Origin of the sequence: Yersinia rochesterensis (genome assembly GCF_003600645.1) — a bacterium.
GTDB classification, from domain to species: Bacteria; Pseudomonadota; Gammaproteobacteria; order Enterobacterales; family Enterobacteriaceae; genus Yersinia; species Yersinia rochesterensis.
Map to the genome: position 1 here is coordinate 991,802 of NZ_CP032482.1, position 17,595 is coordinate 1,009,396.

The window sequence follows — 17,595 nt, forward strand, 5'->3', positions numbered from 1 at the left end:
GAGCTAACTGATGACGCAATATGGTTTTTACATCGACTCCAGCCGCTGCACGGGGTGCAAAACTTGCGAACTGGCTTGCAAGGATTTCAAAAACTTATCAACTGATGTCAGTTTCCGGCGCATTTACGAATATGCCGGAGGTGACTGGCAGCAGGATAACGGTGCATGGCATCAGAATGTGTTTGCTTACTATCTGTCTATCGCCTGCAACCATTGTAGTGATCCCGCCTGTACCAAAGTGTGCCCGAGTGGCGCGATGCATAAGCGCGATGATGGTTTTGTGGTGGTGAACGAGGATATTTGTATTGGTTGCCGCTACTGCCATATGGCTTGCCCGTACGGTGCACCGCAATATGACGAAGCAAAAGGGCATATGACTAAGTGTGACGGTTGCTACGAGCGAGTGGCAGCAGGTAAAAAACCGATATGTGTTGATTCCTGTCCATTGCGGGCGCTGGATATGGCCCCTATCGATGAATTGCGAGAGAAATATGGTGAGTTAGCCGAAGTCGCACCACTGCCAGCCGCGCATTTTACCTTACCGAATATTGTCGTGAAACCAAATGCCAACAGCCGCCCGGTCAGAGATACCACCGGTCATCTGGCAAATCCGAAGGAGGTATAACATGGGTATGGGATGGCATGAATGGCCACTAATGGTCTTTACAGTACTGGGGCAGTGCGTGGTCGGGGGCTTTATTGTCCTGGGGCTGACACTGCTATTTGGCGGCTTGAGCCGCGGGCAGCAACAGCGGGTTCACCGCAGTATGTTTGTCTTGTGGGTGCTAATGGCGCTGGCCTTTATCGCCTCGACGCTGCACCTTGGCTCGCCGATGCGGGCATTCAACTCATTAAATCGCATCGGAGAATCAGCACTGAGCAATGAGATAGCGGCCGGTTCGCTGTTCTTTGCCGTAGCGGGTTTTTACTGGTTACTGGCCGTATTGGATAAGATGCCCGCTGTACTGGGTAAGATCTGGCTAGTGGTGGCGATGATGTTGGGCGTGGTATTCGTTTATGCCATGTGCCGGGTTTATTCCATTGATACGGTTCCGACGTGGGATAATCTTTATACTCCGCTGAGTTTTGTGCTAACCGTCTTTATCGGCGGGCCGATTTTGGGTTATCTGCTGCTGCAATTGGCTGATATTCATGGGCGAGCAATGCTGCAATTGCCGATGATCAGTGTATTGGCGCTGATTATCAGTATCGCCAGTGTCATTATGCAGGCGGCGAGTTTGCCGCTGATTTACAGCTCAGTACAGCAAGCTTCCGAGCTTATTCCTCATTATGGCACCTTGATGGTCTGGCGCTTGGTATTGTTGGTATTGGGGTTGGGATGCTGGATTTGCCCGTTAATCCGAGGGCGCGCGCCCATGACTCTCGGAATGATTTTTGCCATGTTATTGATTATTATTGCTGAATTGATTGGCCGTGGCGTGTTTTATGGGCTGCATATGACGGTGGGAATGACATGATTTATCAGCAGGTTGAACTGACGGGGCGAGTCTTAGGTATATTGTTTTATTGTGAGCCAGATAGCCCTGAATGCAGTGATATTGTGGCGCAATTGAGCAATGGCTCATGGGCCGCACAGTGGCCTTATGGATCTGAAGAACAATTGCTGCCAATTGCGGCTTTATTGGCGCAATCGGCAGGTGAAGAAACACGAGAAGAAGCCTGGCAGCGGCTGTTTATTGGCCCTTATGCTTTGCCCGCGCCACCTTGGGGCTCCGTCTATCTCGATAAAGAAATTGTGTTATTTGGCGACTCCACCCTAAAACTGCGTAACTGGATGGCGCAAAAGCATGTAGAAGTCACATTGGAACAGGGAGAACCGGAGGATCAGTTCGGTTTAATGCTCATGATGGCCGCCTGGCTGGCAGAACATCAACCTGCTGATTTACCCGAGTTACTGGCAGATCATTTACTGCCATGGGGGTATCGTTATTTAGCTTTGCAGCAGTCTGCTGCGGGGCATCCGTTTTATCAAGGGTTGGCCGAGTTAGCCACTCTGACACTTACCCATTGGCAACATGAATTGCAGGTAACTCCAGCAGTGGTTGAGATATATCACTGAACAAGCTCATCTCTTCAAGCCCATCTTCTGATGGGTTTTTCTTATTAAAAACACCTTTTCTCCGTGTTCTTCTTTGTTGTTTTAGCTAATGTTTTCCTCAATCGACGCGTTTGTGACCTGCTACTGCTTTTCTTGCCGTCACTCCCCATGCCATCACCAGTATTATTACTGTTGAGAATTACCCTCAGGTGGGTTTTCTGTGGGTTCCTTTTCTGCTTCAGATTGATCGGGGGGCGGCATAATGTCGTGGATCAGTTGTTCATCAAAACTGGGATTTAGTGCTGGAGATAAAGGCGAACTGACCAAGCTGTCGGGGATTGCCATATGTGGCACCGGAGCATCGTTAACAAATTCGTCTTGATCTTGTTTAATCGTTCGGCTGAATGCTATCAGACTTAAACCGCACAGTGAGAAGAACGCATACAAAATATTGCCTCCCAGCGGTGCAATCAACGCCCCCACAGCAAGTGGGCCGATACTCGCGCCTACCCCGAATGACATCAGTAAACATGCGGCTAAAGAAACTCGCCGCTCTGGGGCAATCAGGTCATTGGCTAACGCAACGACCAACGGATAAAGGGTGAACTGCAACATACTGACTATAAAGCCTAAAACCAATAAAAAATGAAACGAGATATGAGGCACCAGCGCCAGCGGCAGTGCAGTCAATGCCAGCAATAATGCGTTAATACGGAGCAATAGTGTGCGGTTATAGCGGTCGGACAACCAACTGAGTGGGAGTTGAGCAACCAATCCGGCAAAAATAGATAACGCCATGAACAAACCAGTTTCTTGCGTTGAAAGCGATTGTAAACTGGCATAGACCGGTGCCAGGCCATAAAACGAACCGACAATCATGCCAATGACTAATGTTGAAGCCAGTATTTTGGGGATTGAGCTGATAAAGAATTTCAGCTCCATGGGGGCTGGTGACATCTGCTGGGCATTACTGCGAGTTGTCAGTGCAACCGGCACAAGACAAAGAGCAAAGAACAAAGCAATAATCATGAGTGTGCTTAAACCTAATTCAGGTTGAAGCATTAATACCACCTGGCCTAATGCCATACCGGCATAGGTTGCCGCCATATAAAAGCCAAATACTGTACCGCGCTGATTGGACTCGGCCTGATCATTAAGCCAGCTTTCCAGTACCATAAACTGGCACATCATACACAGGCCAATAATCAAGCGTAGAACCACCCAGGCAGGGATGTATTCCGTAAGCCCATGGCTCAAGACCGCTGCCGTAATAATACCTGCACAGGCTACATAGGCGCGTATATGGCCCACCCGAGCAATCAGGAAATGGCCTACCTTGCCTCCGATAACCAACCCAATATAGTTTGCGGCGATAATTGCCCCGATTAATGCGCCAGACACATGTATGGCGGTCAACCGTAACGAGATATAGGTGGTCAATAAACCTGAACCCAATAACATCAACACGGTTGCGCTATAGAGGGGGAAGAAGGCATTAAGAATTTTTTTCACTGCCACGTCCTTAGTTCATCATTCCGGATAAATTACCGGTACCACTGATATTACCAGCCGCATCTTCTTTATTTTGATACTAACAGCTGAGCCTCTGAGGTAAAGCTTTGTTAGAGAAAGCGCTTTTTTTCATTGTACCCTGCGAGGCGTTTCGCATAACTGACAGTGGTTGCCGTTACGGGCTAAAGAAGTGCTACTATCAGCACCAGAAGATTTAATAAGAGTAAGGGGCAACAATGAGCGAGAAACAATTACGTCAGCTCAGTATTGCAATTGGTCATAAGTTAAAGGCCCGAGGTGCTTGGGTGACCTGTGCTGAATCCTGTACTGGCGGCTGGGTCGCCAAAGCCTTGACGGATATTGCGGGCAGTTCAGCCTATTTTGACCGTGGCTTTGTCACATACAGCAATGTGGCAAAGCATGATTTACTGGGTGTAAAAGAAAGCACATTGGCACAATACGGTGCTGTTAGTGAAGCTGTTGTCCAGGAAATGGCACAGGGCGCATTGCATGCAGCTAGTGCGGACTTCTCGGTATCGATCAGCGGGATTGCCGGGCCTGATGGCGGCACAGCAGAGAAGCCAGTCGGTACCGTGTGGTTTGCTTTTGCTACGCGCGACGGTCAGGTCAGTGCTACAAAACAAATTTTTCCCGGTGATCGTGACGAGGTCAGGCTGCAAGCAGCTGTTTTCGCACTACAAACACTATTAGATGATTTTCTGCAAAATTAGTCTTGATACTGTATGATTGTACAGTATAATTAGTGGTAATTTCCTGCACAAAACAACATTCAGTGGTGATGATAGGGGCAATCCTGCATCCCAGAGAGGGAGTAAAAATGGCTATTGATGAGAATAAACAAAAGGCGTTAGCAGCAGCACTGGGCCAAATTGAAAAACAATTCGGCAAAGGCTCTATCATGCGCCTTGGCGAAGACCGCTCAATGGATGTTGAAACCATCTCTACCGGTTCACTTTCTCTTGATATCGCATTGGGGGCTGGTGGCCTGCCAATGGGGCGTATTGTTGAAATTTATGGCCCAGAATCATCAGGTAAAACAACACTGACTTTACAGGTTATTGCTTCCGCACAACGTGAAGGCAAAACTTGCGCATTTATCGATGCTGAACATGCACTTGACCCGATTTATGCCAAAAAATTAGGTGTAGATATTGATAACTTGCTGTGTTCTCAACCAGATACGGGTGAGCAAGCCCTGGAAATCTGTGATGCGTTGACTCGCTCTGGTGCAGTTGATGTCATTATCGTTGACTCCGTAGCCGCACTTACACCAAAAGCTGAAATCGAAGGTGAAATCGGTGATTCTCACATGGGCCTCGCGGCACGTATGATGAGCCAGGCGATGCGTAAGTTGGCAGGTAACCTAAAGAACGCTAATACCTTATTGATCTTTATTAACCAGATCCGTATGAAAATCGGCGTTATGTTTGGTAACCCAGAAACCACGACGGGTGGTAATGCCCTTAAATTTTATGCCTCCGTGCGTTTGGACATTCGCCGTATTGGTGCAGTAAAAGACGGTGATGTGGTTGTGGGTAGTGAAACTCGCGTTAAAGTGGTGAAAAACAAAATCGCAGCACCATTTAAACAAGCTGAATTCCAGATCCTGTACGGTGAAGGAATCAATATTAATGGCGAATTGGTTGATTTGGGTGTTAAACACAAACTGATTGAGAAAGCTGGTGCATGGTATAGCTATAACGGTGACAAGATTGGTCAGGGTAAAGCGAATGCCAGTAACTACTTAAAAGAAAACCCAGCGGTTGCCGCTGAGTTGGATAAGAAATTGCGTGAAATGCTTCTCAATGGCGGTAATGGCGAACAACCTGTAGCCACAGCAGTACTTGCTGATGAAGCAGATGAAACCAGCGAAGAGTTTTAATTTGTAAGGCCATCGGCCTGATTAGTAAATTAAGTAGTTAACATGCGGCTCACCTAATACGTGGGCCGTTTTAGTAAATGATGTATCCGTTTTAGTCAATCCTGGTGTGCGCAACAATCTGAATTTATGTTCATATCCAACATAATCGAAGTGGCAGCAAGTCTACAAACGAATGAATATATCAGTCAGTAATGAGGGGCAGCTTCTTATAGACAATTAGCGTTGGAGACTGAATTGAATAAGTTTGCAGTGGTGAGGCCACGGATAGGCTGAGTAATAAGTGTCGCTAACACTGCTGCGGCTCAAGTAAAAAGGATATTTATGAATGACCTATTAAGCCGTGCCATGAGACTCCTCTCCCAACGTGATCATAGTGAATCTGAACTGCGTCGCAAGCTTGCTGCACAACCATTTTCGGCAAAAGGAAATTGGGGAAAACGCACTGGTAGTGGGGATTGCGAACCTGCCGCAGAGATTGATCCGAAAGTTATTGAGCAAATTGTTGCTTATTGCTACCAACATAATTGGTTAGATGATTCCCGCTTTGCGGCCAGTTACATTAAGAGTCGTAGTCGTAAAGGATATGGCGCACAGCGTATCCGTTCTGAATTGATACAAAAGGGAGTTGATAAAGAACTCATTCAGGCTGCTTTTGAAATCAGTGAAATAGATTGGTGTTTACTTGCCAAAGAGATCGCGCAGCGTAAATTTAGTGAAGTTTTACCTGTTGAATGGAAAGAAAAGGCTAAGGTTCAGCGCTATCTGCTCTATCGTGGTTTTTTCCAGGAAGAAATTCAGTCGATTTACAATGATTTTGTCGAATGAATGCACACAGGATTTTACTTCCCCTCGAAGAAAATTTATCTTAGTCCCACTTTTTGTTCGTGAGCTTACCCTTTGTGTTGCTATTTAAAGTAACGCGATCCGCTCGCGGGCTATTCTTTTAGCTTGTTTCCGGGGCAATTATGAGCAAGAGCACCGCTGAGATTCGTCAAGCGTTTCTCGATTTCTTCCATAGCAAGGGACATCAGGTTGTATCAAGCAGCTCTTTGGTCCCTAATAATGACCCTACGCTGTTGTTTACCAATGCCGGGATGAACCAGTTTAAGGATGTTTTCTTAGGTTTGGATAAACGGGCATACTCCCGGGCGACAACCTCTCAGCGCTGTGTGCGAGCAGGTGGTAAGCATAATGACCTTGAAAACGTAGGCTATACCGCGCGTCATCATACATTCTTTGAAATGTTAGGTAACTTCAGCTTCGGCGATTACTTCAAACATGATGCCATCAGTTTCGCTTGGGAGTTATTAACTGGCGAACAGTGGTTTAATTTACCGAAAGAGAAACTGTGGGTAACCGTTTACGAAACCGACGATGAAGCCTATGAAATCTGGGCTAATGATATCGGGATCCCGCGTGAGCGTATTATCCGTATTGGTGATAACAAAGGCGGTGCATTTGCATCAGATAACTTCTGGCAAATGGGTGATACTGGCCCTTGCGGTCCATGTACAGAGATTTTCTTTGACCATGGTGACCACATTTGGGGGGGGCCGCCAGGATCGGCTGAAGAAGACGGCGATCGCTATATTGAGATCTGGAATATTGTCTTCATGCAGTTCAACCGCCAGTCTGATGGCACGATGCTGCCATTGCCTAAGCCATCGGTTGATACCGGTATGGGGCTTGAGCGTATTGCTGCGGTATTACAACATGTTAACTCGAACTACGAGATTGACCTGTTCCGCGATTTGATCAAAGCGGTAGCGGAAGTTACTGGTGCGACTGATCTTTCTAGCAAGTCGCTGCGAGTTATTGCTGACCATATCCGCTCTTGCGCTTTCCTTATTTCTGATGGTGTTATTCCGTCGAATGAAAACCGTGGTTATGTACTGCGCCGTATCATTCGTCGAGCTATCCGCCATGGCAATATGCTGGGCGCGAAAGAGACTTTCTTCTACAAACTGGTTGCTCCGCTGATTGCTGTAATGGGGTCTGCTGCTGATGAATTGAAGCAACAGCAGGCGATGGTTGAACAGGTTCTGAAAACCGAAGAGGAACAGTTTGCGCGGACATTAGAGCGCGGCTTAGCTCTGTTGGATGAAGAACTTAGTAAATTGACCGGTGATACCCTCGATGGCGAGACTGCTTTCCGCCTGTACGATACCTACGGCTTCCCGGTTGATTTAACCGCAGATGTCTGCCGTGAACGTAATCTGAAAGTGGATGAAGCCGGTTTTGAACAAGCAATGGAAGCGCAACGTCGCCGAGCTCGTGAATCCAGTGGTTTTGGTGCCGATTATAACAGCTTGATCCGTGTTGACAGAGCAAGTGAGTTCTCTGGCTATGATCATGCTCAGCAGCAGTCAACTGTGACCGCGTTGTTCCGCAATGGCGAAGCTGTTGATGAGATTCATGAAGGTGAAGAGGCTGTTGTTGTTCTGAGTCAAACCCCATTCTACGGTGAGTCTGGCGGCCAGGTTGGCGATAAAGGCGAACTGAAAAATGCGACTGCAACTTTTGCTGTGGCTGACACTCAGAAATATGGTCAGGCTATTGGCCATTTAGGGCAGTTAACTCATGGAACATTGCGAGTTAATCACAGCATTGATGCTCAGGTGGATGTTGCACGGCGTAACCGTATTCGTTTGAACCATTCTGCAACTCATTTACTGCATGCAGCATTACGCAAAACACTGGGCGAGCACGTTGCTCAAAAAGGCTCATTAGTTAATGATAAATACCTGCGTTTCGATTTCTCGCATTTTGAAGCAATGAAACCGGAACAGATTCGCCTGGTAGAGGACATAGTTAACGAGCAAATTCGCCGTAATATGCCCGTTCAAACCGAAGTGATGGAGTTGGATGCGGCGAAAGAAAAAGGCGCGATGGCTCTGTTCGGCGAGAAGTATGATGACCAGGTGAGAGTCTTGACCATGGGTGATTTCTCAACCGAGCTATGTGGTGGTATTCATGCTAACCGTACCGGTGATATCGGCTTGTTCCGTATTTTGTCTGAATCAGGTACTGCCGCCGGAATTCGCCGTATTGAAGCAGTCACTGGCGAGGGGGCTATCGAGCTACTACACCAGCAGAGTGACCTGCTTTCGGATGTTGCTCATTTGGTTAAAGGTGATACCCATAATCTAGCCGATAAAGTTCGTGCGGTGCTGGATCGCAGTAAAATGCTCGAGCGTGAACTCCAGCAATTGAAAGATCAGCAAGCTGCTCAGGAAAGTGCTTCATTATCGTCTAGTGCGAAATTGATCAATGGTGTGAAACTTTTAGTTAGCCAGTTGGATAATGTTGAGCCAAAAATGTTGCGTACTATGGTTGATGATCTTAAAAATCAACTGGGTTCTGCAATTATTGTGCTGGCAACTACCGCAGATGATAAGGTCAGCCTAATCGTTGGTGTAACCAAAGATCTCACCGGTAAAGTAAAAGCGGGTGAGTTAATCGCCGATATTGCCCAGCAGGTCGGCGGTAAAGGCGGTGGGCGCCCTGATATGGCTCAGGCGGGTGGTACCGATGTGCAAGCATTGCCATCAGCGTTAGCCAGTGTTGAAGCATGGGTAGCATCCCGATTATAAGTCAGTAATGGCCTATTAAATCAATACGCCATATCTGTATGTTGGGTATGGCGTTTTTCAATTTTCCTGTCATAGTTCGAAAACAAAGTTAAACGCAAAGTTGTTTGCTTCAGCTAAACTTGTATTAGTTAGAGACTTGACCAAGCTACTTACATTTTATGTGAATGTGATAGCTTACGTTTTCACGGTGTATGATGGATAATGGCGGGGAAACTGAGAGACCCGACTCTTTTAATTTTTCAAGGAGCAAAGAATGCTTATTCTGACTCGTCGAGTTGGTGAAACACTCATGATTGGCGATGAGGTTACGGTTACTGTATTAGGGGTTAAAGGCAACCAAGTCCGTATTGGTGTAAATGCTCCGAAAGAGGTTTCTGTTCACCGTGAAGAAATCTACCAGCGTATCCAAGCAGAAAAGTCTCAACCGACGACTTACTGATTTTGAAGAAGCGTCTCGTGTTACACGAGGCGCTACTGCTGTTTATTCTCCCCCTCATTTCGCTCTTCATCCCCTTTTTGTGTTCTTATTTCTGTAATAATTATCTGCTCACGACTAATCTAATGGGGTGAACAGGATAATTTCTTTTTTCTCGCTCTCTAGCTACACCACAATAAACGCTATCTTCCCTGTTGATAAAACACTCTTTTTGACGTGAAACTGCCCATGTTGTGTGTGAATTGTGCAAATGAACGTGAGTTAGGAAAAATTGTTTGACTTATAAGTGCGGGAAAGTAATATGTGCGCCACGCAGTGCCGATGAGCTTCTTCAAAAGCAAGTTAGGCACAATTCGAAAGAAGCGTATGGTGAGGTGGCCGAGAGGCTGAAGGCGCTCCCCTGCTAAGGGAGTATACGGTCAAAAGCTGTATCGAGGGTTCGAATCCCTCCCTCACCGCCATTTACTATGCACCCATAGCTCAGCTGGATAGAGTACTCGGCTACGAACCGAGCGGTCGGAAGTTCGAATCTTCCTGGGTGCACCATATTTTGCAGTATGGTGAAATAGTCAAATGAACATCAGGTAGTGTCAAAGAATTAATTGCACCCATAGCTCAGCTGGATAGAGTACTCGGCTACGAACCGAGCGGTCGGAAGTTCGAATCTTCCTGGGTGCACCATCTTCTAGGTCATCAATCTTGTTGTTAAGTTTCACTCACTGAAACACCCTCGTAAAATTAGAAATAAAAAATTGCACCCATAGCTCAGCTGGATAGAGTACTCGGCTACGAACCGAGCGGTCGGAAGTTCGAATCTTCCTGGGTGCACCATATTAAGAAACCTCGCTACGGCGCTGGTGAATCCCCAGAAAAAAGGACAGGCATAGAGAAAATATGATCTACTGATTGTGCAACCAATTCAGCGAGATCAACTCTATGCCTGCCCGTAAAGTATGCCAGAACTTTTTCCGGGGCGCTTTAGCCCCGTTTCATCAATATCGTCAAAATGCCCTGATTGATGCAACCGTTGCATTGACGCGTGGCGCTTCTCTGACCCTGACCAGTATCGGACGCCATCTGCCGGGAACCGCTCAGGTAAAACACAAGATAAAACGGGTTGACCGGCTGTTAGGTAATACGGCTCTTCACCATGACATCCCTCTGATATTTCGTAATATTACTTCGTTACTTACGCGCCGACTTCCCTGGTGTGTTATTGCTGTTGACTGGAGTGGTTATCCCTCACAGGCATTCCACGTCTTACGCGCCAGCCTGATTTGTGATGGTCGTTCCATCCCGTTAATGAGCCAAATTGTTCCCTCGCATAACCAACAGAATGCATTGATACAAAAAGAGTTCCTGAATTCTATCGCCACCGCTATTGCGCCTGATAAAAAGGTACTCATCGTCACTGACGCCGGTTTTCAAAATGCCTGGTTTCACCATATTAAATCATTGGGTTGGGATTTTATCGGGCGAGTCAGAGGCAATATCCAGCTCCGGCTGGATAAAAAAGGTGAGCACTGGTTCAGGCGGCAGGAATTATCGGCCAGTGGCCAACCTGAATATCTGGGGCCGGGGACACTCGCACGTGCAGAATATGCCCGCTGTGATGGTCACTTTTACCTGCATAAAAAGGAACCCAAAGGGCGGCAGAATAAACGTGCCCGTTGCCGGATATCTCGCTATTCGCAGGAGCGGGACGGACGCGCCGCAGCAAAAGAACCGTGGCTTATTTTTAGCAGTACAGAGGAGTTTAAACCACGTGAAGTCATGAAGTTATACAGTCGCAGGATGCAGATAGAGCAGAATTTTCGCGATGAGAAAAGTGAACGTTTTGGCTTTGGGCTTCGCGCCAGTCACAGCCGCACAGCGGGGCGTATACTGGTGTTAAGTCTTCTGGCAACGTTAAGCACGGCAGTATTATGGTTACTTGGCTATCATGCTGAAAATAAAGGGTTACATCTGAGGTATCAGGCTAACAGCCTTAAGTCACGACGGGTTATATCTTATCTGACATTAGCGGAGAATATCTTGCGACACTCTCCGCTAATTTTAACGCGAACAGCACTGGATGCAGTTCTTAATCACCTCGCCAAAACCTACCGAAGTATGGTGTTGGTTTATTAGCGCTGAATTAGTGGGGATCCCTCAGCGCTACGGCGGGGTTTTCTGCTTTTTAGACCTTACGCCGCACTGCCATTTGAATGTTTTCAGCCTCTTATCTTTTATCCCTTTCAGCTCATTGATTTTCACTATGTGTTATAGCGCTATTTCCTTTTGGGAATGATATTTTTTTGATTAAATTCAATTGATTATACAGTGAGCGACAATTTAGTTAGTTTGCGATAAAGTAGCTTTTCATTTTTTCCCTGGTCGTGGGGTCACGATGTACGATCGCTATGAAGGCCTGATTTTTGATATGGATGGCACCATCCTGGATACCGAGCCCACGCACCGTCAGGCATGGCGGCAGGTACTGACGCCTTATGGTATGGCTTTTGACGAGCAGGCCTTGGTCGCTTTGAATGGCGCACCTACGTGGCAAATTGCTAGCGTAATTATTGCTAATCATCAAGCGGATCTGGATCCCCATTTGTTGGCTGCTGAAAAAACCGCATTGTTTAAATCACTGTTGATGGATAATGTGAAGCCTCTGCCGCTCATAGGCGTGGTTAAAGCCTATCATGGGCGTAAACCTATGGCTGTTGGCACTGGAAGCGAACACGCCATGGCAGAGCTGCTTTTACGCCACTTAGGATTACGTGACTATTTTGATGTCATTGTCGGTGCCGATGATGTTACTCAACATAAGCCAGCGCCTGAGACATTCTTGCGCTGCGCGCAGTTACTCGGTGTGCCTGCACAGAAGTGTGTGGTCTTTGAAGATGCTGATTTTGGTGTTGAGGCGGCAAAAAGAGCCAATATGGCAGTAGTTGATGTGCGTCTACTGTGAGTAGTACGCTAGCTATTGCTTCATTATTTGGGAGTAGCTTTCTTAGCGCAACGCTCTTACCGGGAAATTCGGAAATTCTGTTAGTCACCCTCTTAACGGCAGGGAGTGCGCCGGCCATGATGCTGGTGTTGTCTGCTACCGTCGGAAATACCCTTGGGGGGCTAACTAATGTTGTTATAGGCCGCTTACTACCGGAACTAAAGCCACAGCGCGGGATGAGTACAGCTCTTGGCTGGCTTCAACGTTTTGGCCCGGCAGCTTTATTATTGAGCTGGTTACCGGTGGTGGGCGATTTGATGTGTGTGTTAGCAGGCTGGTTGCGTATGCCCTGGGGTCTTGTGGTTTTTTTTCTGTGTCTGGGAAAAGCATTGCGTTATATCGTGTTAACGGTAGTCACGCTACAAGGAATTGCCTGGTGGCAGTAAAGAGTGTGACAAACTTACATAGTCACATCTATGCAGTTTCAGTATGCTGGCGAGTTATGGTTTTCAAGAGCGGGAGGTCGATTTGATCCCGGATGTATCACACGCGCTAACTTGGCTGGAAGCGCACCCTAAAGCCCTGAAAGGTATCCGTCGTGGTATCGAGCGGGAAACATTGAGAGTGACTGCCGATGGCCAATTAGCCTCGACGGGCCATCCAGAGTCATTGGGTGCCGCATTAACACATCAGTGGATTACCACCGACTTTGCTGAGGCATTGCTGGAATTCATTACACCGGTAGATGGCGATATTGACCATCTGCTGGCTTTTTTGCGCGATATCCATCGCTATACCGCCCGTAAGTTGGGTGATGAGCGCATGTGGCCACTGAGCATGCCTTGCTTTATTGGTGCAGAGCAGGATATTGAGCTGGCTAAATATGGTTCTTCTAATATTGGTCGTTTCAAGACACTTTACCGTGAGGGTTTGAAAAATCGTTATGGTGCCTTGATGCAAACGATTTCAGGTGTGCACTATAATTTCTCTTTGCCGCTAGAGTTTTGGCAGGCATGGGCGGGTGTTACCGATGAAAAAAGTGGCAAGGAAGAAATTTCCGCCGGATATTTCCGCCTGATCCGCAATTATTATCGTTTTGGCTGGGTTATCCCTTATCTGTTTGGTGCTTCACCGGCAATTTGCGCGTCATTCCTGCAAGGGCGTGAAACTGCCTTGCCGTTTGAACGCAATGATAAAGGAATGTGTTATCTGCCTTATGCCACCTCATTACGCTTGAGTGACTTGGGTTATACCAATAAATCACAGAGTAATTTGGGTATTACGTTTAATGACCTGCATACCTATGTTGCTGGGCTGAAGCGCGCAATTAAAACGCCATCAGAAGAATATGCAGCATTGGGGCTAAAAGATGGTGAGCGTCATCTGCAACTGAACACCAATGTGTTACAGATTGAAAATGAACTCTATGCCCCAATTCGGCCTAAGCGAGTGACTCGTGCTGGCGAATCCCCCTCTGATGCTTTGTTGCGCGGTGGGATTGAATATATTGAAGTTCGCTCTTTGGACATTAACCCATTCTCACCTATCGGTGTTGATGCCGTACAGGCGCGGTTCCTCGATTTATTCTTGATTTGGTGTGTGTTGGCTGATGCGCCTGAAATGAGCAGTGACGAATTACTGTGTACTCGGAAAAACTGGAATCGGGTCATTTTGGAAGGGCGTAAACCCGGTCAGACTATCGGTATGGGTTGTAATGATACCCGTGAGCCGCTGGAGAAAGTGGGTAAAGATCTGTTTGCCGACTTGCGCCGTGTTGCCGAAGTATTGGATGGTAAAGATAGCACTGAATATCAACAGGTTTGTGACGAACTTGTCGCGTTCTTTGATGATCCGAGTTTGACGTTCTCAGCGCGTATTTTGCAAGCAATGAAAGAAGGTGGTATTGGTGGTGTTGGTCTTGAGTTAGCCGAACGCTACCGGGAAATGCTGCAAACAGAACCTTTGGAATTGCTAACTGAAGAGCAATTATCTGAAGAGGGCACAGCCTCTTGGGTGCGTCAACGTGAGCTGGAGTCGAAAGATAAGCTAAGCTTTGAAGAGTATTTGGCGCTTCACGGCGGCCAATAAAAAAGAAAAGGCCACATTGCTGTGGCCAAATTAACATCTCTGAAAACAGGGATGATGATAACAAATGCGCGTCTTTCACATATTAAGACGTGCGGGATACCAAAAAGTTTCACCGGTTGCGAAAAAAAGATCGAATAAAAATTATTTTTTTATGAGGAGGTAACTAAATGCCATTATTGGATAGCTTTACCGTAGACCATACCATTATGAAAGCTCCGGCTGTACGCATTGCTAAGACGATGAAAACCCCTCATGGCGACGAGATAACGGTATTCGATTTACGTTTCTGTGTGCCAAATAAAGAAGTGATGCCAGAACGAGGGATTCATACACTTGAGCACTTGTTTGCCGGTTTTATGCGTAACCATCTCAATGGTAATGGCGTGGAGATTATCGATATCTCCCCAATGGGATGCCGTACTGGTTTCTATATGAGCCTGATAGGTACGCCAGATGAGCAACGCGTTGCTGATGCCTGGAAAGCGGCAATGGCTGATGTATTGAAAGTGACCGACCAGCGAAAAATTCCTGAATTGAACGAATATCAGTGTGGTACTTACCATATGCATTCGCTGGAAGAGGCGCAGGAGATTGCCAAAGGGATTATCGACCGCGGCGTGCGTATCAATCACAACGAAGAGCTGGCATTGCCGAAAGAAAAACTGACTGAATTACATATCTAGTTTTCAGTTGTCGATTTTGATGTTCGGTAGATAAATGCAAAAAAGACGCTGCAAAGGCGTCTTTTTTATGTCCGTCGATATCACCGAGTCGTGGGATTACCCAACATGATTATCCGGTAGGATAGGTGTCACTCGCACCCGCTTAATCATGTTTTCTTGTACATCCAGCACATCAATCAGATAGTTTCCAATACGAACCTGAGCATCTATCTGGGGAATATCCTCCAGCTCCTCCAATAACATGCCATTGATAGTGCGGGCGTCCACTGGGAGTGACCAGTTGAATGCTTTATTCAGTCCACGCACATTGGCGCTACCATCAATCAGTACTGAGCCATCACTTTGTGGATTAACCTCTTCTGCCAGGCTAGGTGACATGGATGTGGTAAAATCGCCGACGATCTCTTCCAGAATATCTTCCACTGTCACTAATCCTTGAATATCACCATACTCGTCGACGATCATGCCGACTTTCTCTTTATTACGTTGAAATTTCACCAGTTGTACATTCAATGGTGTGCCTTCGGGAATGAAATAGATTTCATCAGCCGCCCGCAACAGATTTTCTTTATTGAATTCTTTCTTCTCTGTCATCAGCCGGTAGGCTTCCCGCACCCGCAGCATACCGATAGCATCATCCAATGATTGACGATACAACACAATGCGACCATGCGGCGAGTGTGTTAGCTGCCGCATGATTGATTTCCAATCATCATTGATATCAATGCCGACCACTTCATTACGCGGCACCATAATATCGCTGACAGTGACTTTTTCCAGATCCAGCACTGATATCAACATATCTTGATTACGACGAGAAATTTGTGAGTGTGATTCATTCACAATACTGCGTAATTCATCCTGACTGACCGCATCACTGCGGTGTACATTTCCGCGAATGCCACACAGGCGCATCAGTCCACGGGTGATGGTATTGAGTAACCATACCAGTGGCAGCATGATTTTTTGTAATGGGGCCAGTAAAACACTGCTGGGGAATGCAACGCGCTCAGGATAAAGGGCGGCGATAGTTTTCGGCATAACTTCAGCAAAAATTAGGACCACAAAAGTTAATACGCCAGTGGCGATAGCAACCCCAGCATTGCCATAGAGCCGGATGCCAACAATTGTTGCCAGTGCTGAGGCTAAAATATTGACCAGATTATTGCCGATTAAGACCAAACTTATCAGGCGGTCAGGGCGGCGCAGCAGCTTTTCAACCCGCCGTGCGGCACGGTTACCCTGTTTGGACAAATGGCGTAATCGATAGCGATTAAGCGTCATCATGCCGGTTTCGGAGGCAGAAAAATAAGCCGAAACCACGATCATAATGACCAGGATGATGATCAGCGTGCTAGTGGAAACATGATCCAACACAGTGTTCCTTTAATGATATGAAGGCCCTGCTAGTTCAGTTCAACAAGGTCATGTGCGGATGGTTACGGCTAAGAGATCATAATTTCCTGCAGTAAGCGGCTGCCAAAATAGGCCAAAGTTAGCAAAAATGCGCCTGCAAAACTGAACCAAATTACTCTACGCCCGCGCCAACCTTCATGGTAATGGCCCCACAATAAGACAATATAGACAAACCAGGCCATGATTGATAACACCGCTTTATGGACGTTTTCTTTACTGAATATATCATCCATATAAAGCAGGCCAGTACACAGCGTTAGGGTCAGCAAGACCACCCCAATTTGGGTGATATGAAACATTTTGCGTTCAATGCTCATCAAGGGCGGCATATCAGCATTAAAGGTGACTTTCTTATTTTTTAATTGATAATCAAGCCAAGCTAATTGCAGGGCATACAGTGCTGCGATGATAAGTGTTGCATAGGCAAAGAGGGCTAGCCCAATGTGGACAAAAATGGCAGGGCTGGCTTCCAAATGGGTAATGAATTCACCTGGCAACAAACTGGCAAGTGCCAGATTAATCATGGCAAAGCTGTAGACAATCGGCAACAAGAACCAACCACGCCCCTGTGAGGCGACGATAGTCATAATAGTGCAGATCATCAGCCCGACAATGGAGCCAATATTCAATAAAGTCAGATTTTGACCGCCGCCGACATCAAAAATCTGATGCTTCAGAGCAATAGCATGGCACACTAGCGCCACGACGGCAGAAATCAGCGCCAGGCGCCGGTAAGCACTATTTTTCTGCACCAGACTTGGGACAATCAAGCCCAGACTGAGTGAGTAAGCGATCAAAGCCAAAATGGAGAACACGGGCATAGCGGTATATGGGCATCGGCTAAGTGAATTAGATAGCCAGTATAGCGTTGAGAGCGTCCCTCTCCAACCGTTCTCCGATGTGAGAGCAGAGATCGTTTAAGCTTCGTGTTATAATCCCCCCATTGTGTCGCCAGAGCGGCCTGTTTCCA

16 protein-coding genes and 4 tRNA genes are annotated in these 17,595 nt (G+C 46.9%); 17 read left to right on the forward strand and 3 right to left on the reverse strand.

Annotated features, from left to right (window positions below):
- The first annotated feature begins 7 nt into the window (after nucleotides 1–7).
- Genes DXZ79_RS04585 through dmsD form a run of 3 tightly spaced genes read left to right on the forward strand, consistent with a single transcriptional unit; the run spans nucleotide 8 to nucleotide 2,080 of the window.
- Nucleotides 8–625 (forward strand): DMSO/selenate family reductase complex B subunit, encoded by a 618-nt coding sequence (locus DXZ79_RS04585; protein WP_032819231.1) that lies wholly within the window; start codon nucleotides 8–10, stop codon nucleotides 623–625.
- A gap of 1 nt (nucleotide 626) precedes the next feature.
- Complete coding sequence (locus DXZ79_RS04590) at nucleotides 627–1,478, forward strand: dimethyl sulfoxide reductase anchor subunit family protein (protein WP_038635854.1); 852 nt, start codon at nucleotides 627–629, stop codon at nucleotides 1,476–1,478.
- Nucleotides 1,475–2,080 (forward strand): Tat proofreading chaperone DmsD, encoded by a 606-nt coding sequence (gene dmsD / locus DXZ79_RS04595; RefSeq protein WP_038635851.1) that lies wholly within the window; start codon nucleotides 1,475–1,477, stop codon nucleotides 2,078–2,080. Before DXZ79_RS04590 ends, dmsD begins: the two co-directional genes overlap by 4 nt.
- Nucleotides 2,081–2,245: 165 nt before the next feature.
- Here the strand turns inward: dmsD and DXZ79_RS04600 are convergent, their stop codons facing one another.
- Nucleotides 2,246–3,571, reverse strand: a complete 1,326-nt coding sequence (locus DXZ79_RS04600) for an MFS transporter (RefSeq protein WP_032819236.1) — start codon at nucleotides 3,569–3,571, stop codon at nucleotides 2,246–2,248.
- A 236-nt stretch (nucleotides 3,572–3,807) separates the two neighbouring features.
- Here DXZ79_RS04600 and pncC point away from each other — a divergent pair, with 236 nt between their 5' ends.
- From pncC to luxS, 14 genes are all read left to right on the forward strand, one after another.
- On the forward strand, nucleotides 3,808–4,302 hold the full coding sequence (gene pncC, locus DXZ79_RS04605) for a nicotinamide-nucleotide amidase (protein WP_050292242.1): 495 nt from the start codon (nucleotides 3,808–3,810) through the stop codon (nucleotides 4,300–4,302).
- 107 nt (nucleotides 4,303–4,409) lie between these two features.
- Complete coding sequence (gene recA, locus DXZ79_RS04610) at nucleotides 4,410–5,474, forward strand: recombinase RecA (RefSeq protein ID WP_038635844.1); 1,065 nt, start codon at nucleotides 4,410–4,412, stop codon at nucleotides 5,472–5,474.
- A gap of 321 nt (nucleotides 5,475–5,795) precedes the next feature.
- Nucleotides 5,796–6,299, forward strand: a complete 504-nt coding sequence (gene recX, locus DXZ79_RS04615; protein ID WP_004389188.1) for a recombination regulator RecX — start codon at nucleotides 5,796–5,798, stop codon at nucleotides 6,297–6,299.
- 140 nt (nucleotides 6,300–6,439) lie between these two features.
- Entirely contained in the window at nucleotides 6,440–9,067 is a 2,628-nt protein-coding gene (gene alaS / locus DXZ79_RS04620; protein ID WP_050292241.1) for an alanine--tRNA ligase, read from the forward strand.
- Between the two features lie 253 nt (nucleotides 9,068–9,320).
- Nucleotides 9,321–9,506, forward strand: coding sequence for a carbon storage regulator CsrA (gene csrA, locus DXZ79_RS04625; protein ID WP_002209449.1), 186 nt, complete (start codon nucleotides 9,321–9,323; stop codon nucleotides 9,504–9,506).
- Nucleotides 9,507–9,871: 365 nt separating this feature from the next.
- Nucleotides 9,872–9,964: transfer RNA gene (locus DXZ79_RS04630), tRNA-Ser, on the forward strand.
- A gap of 8 nt (nucleotides 9,965–9,972) precedes the next feature.
- Nucleotides 9,973–10,049, forward strand: a tRNA-Arg gene (locus DXZ79_RS04635).
- A 58-nt stretch (nucleotides 10,050–10,107) separates the two neighbouring features.
- Nucleotides 10,108–10,184, forward strand: a tRNA-Arg gene (locus tag DXZ79_RS04640).
- Between the two features lie 73 nt (nucleotides 10,185–10,257).
- Nucleotides 10,258–10,334 (forward strand) — tRNA-Arg (locus DXZ79_RS04645).
- A 105-nt stretch (nucleotides 10,335–10,439) separates the two neighbouring features.
- The gene (locus DXZ79_RS04650; RefSeq protein WP_120011132.1) at nucleotides 10,440–11,633 is read left to right on the forward strand and encodes an IS4 family transposase; all 1,194 of its coding nucleotides are present in this window, start codon (nucleotides 10,440–10,442) and stop codon (nucleotides 11,631–11,633) included.
- Between the two features lie 259 nt (nucleotides 11,634–11,892).
- Nucleotides 11,893–12,459, forward strand: a complete 567-nt coding sequence (gene yqaB, locus DXZ79_RS04655) for a fructose-1-phosphate/6-phosphogluconate phosphatase (RefSeq protein ID WP_038635837.1) — start codon at nucleotides 11,893–11,895, stop codon at nucleotides 12,457–12,459.
- Entirely contained in the window at nucleotides 12,456–12,884 is a 429-nt protein-coding gene (locus DXZ79_RS04660; protein ID WP_038635833.1) for a YqaA family protein, read from the forward strand. Before yqaB ends, DXZ79_RS04660 begins: the two co-directional genes overlap by 4 nt.
- Before the next feature lie 43 nt (nucleotides 12,885–12,927).
- On the forward strand, nucleotides 12,928–14,526 hold the full coding sequence (gene gshA, locus DXZ79_RS04665) for a glutamate--cysteine ligase (RefSeq protein WP_172667622.1): 1,599 nt from the start codon (nucleotides 12,928–12,930) through the stop codon (nucleotides 14,524–14,526).
- Between the two features lie 167 nt (nucleotides 14,527–14,693).
- On the forward strand, nucleotides 14,694–15,209 hold the full coding sequence (luxS, locus tag DXZ79_RS04670; RefSeq protein ID WP_038635831.1) for an S-ribosylhomocysteine lyase: 516 nt from the start codon (nucleotides 14,694–14,696) through the stop codon (nucleotides 15,207–15,209).
- A 96-nt stretch (nucleotides 15,210–15,305) separates the two neighbouring features.
- Here luxS and DXZ79_RS04675 read toward each other — a convergent pair whose 3' ends face one another.
- Both DXZ79_RS04675 and DXZ79_RS04680 read right to left on the reverse strand, forming a co-directional pair.
- On the reverse strand, nucleotides 15,306–16,583 hold the full coding sequence (locus tag DXZ79_RS04675; protein ID WP_162472789.1) for an HlyC/CorC family transporter: 1,278 nt from the start codon (nucleotides 16,581–16,583) through the stop codon (nucleotides 15,306–15,308).
- Nucleotides 16,584–16,654: 71 nt separating this feature from the next.
- Nucleotides 16,655–17,446, reverse strand: coding sequence for a cytochrome C assembly family protein (locus DXZ79_RS04680; RefSeq protein ID WP_004393421.1), 792 nt, complete (start codon nucleotides 17,444–17,446; stop codon nucleotides 16,655–16,657).
- Nucleotides 17,447–17,595: the final 149 nt, after the last annotated feature.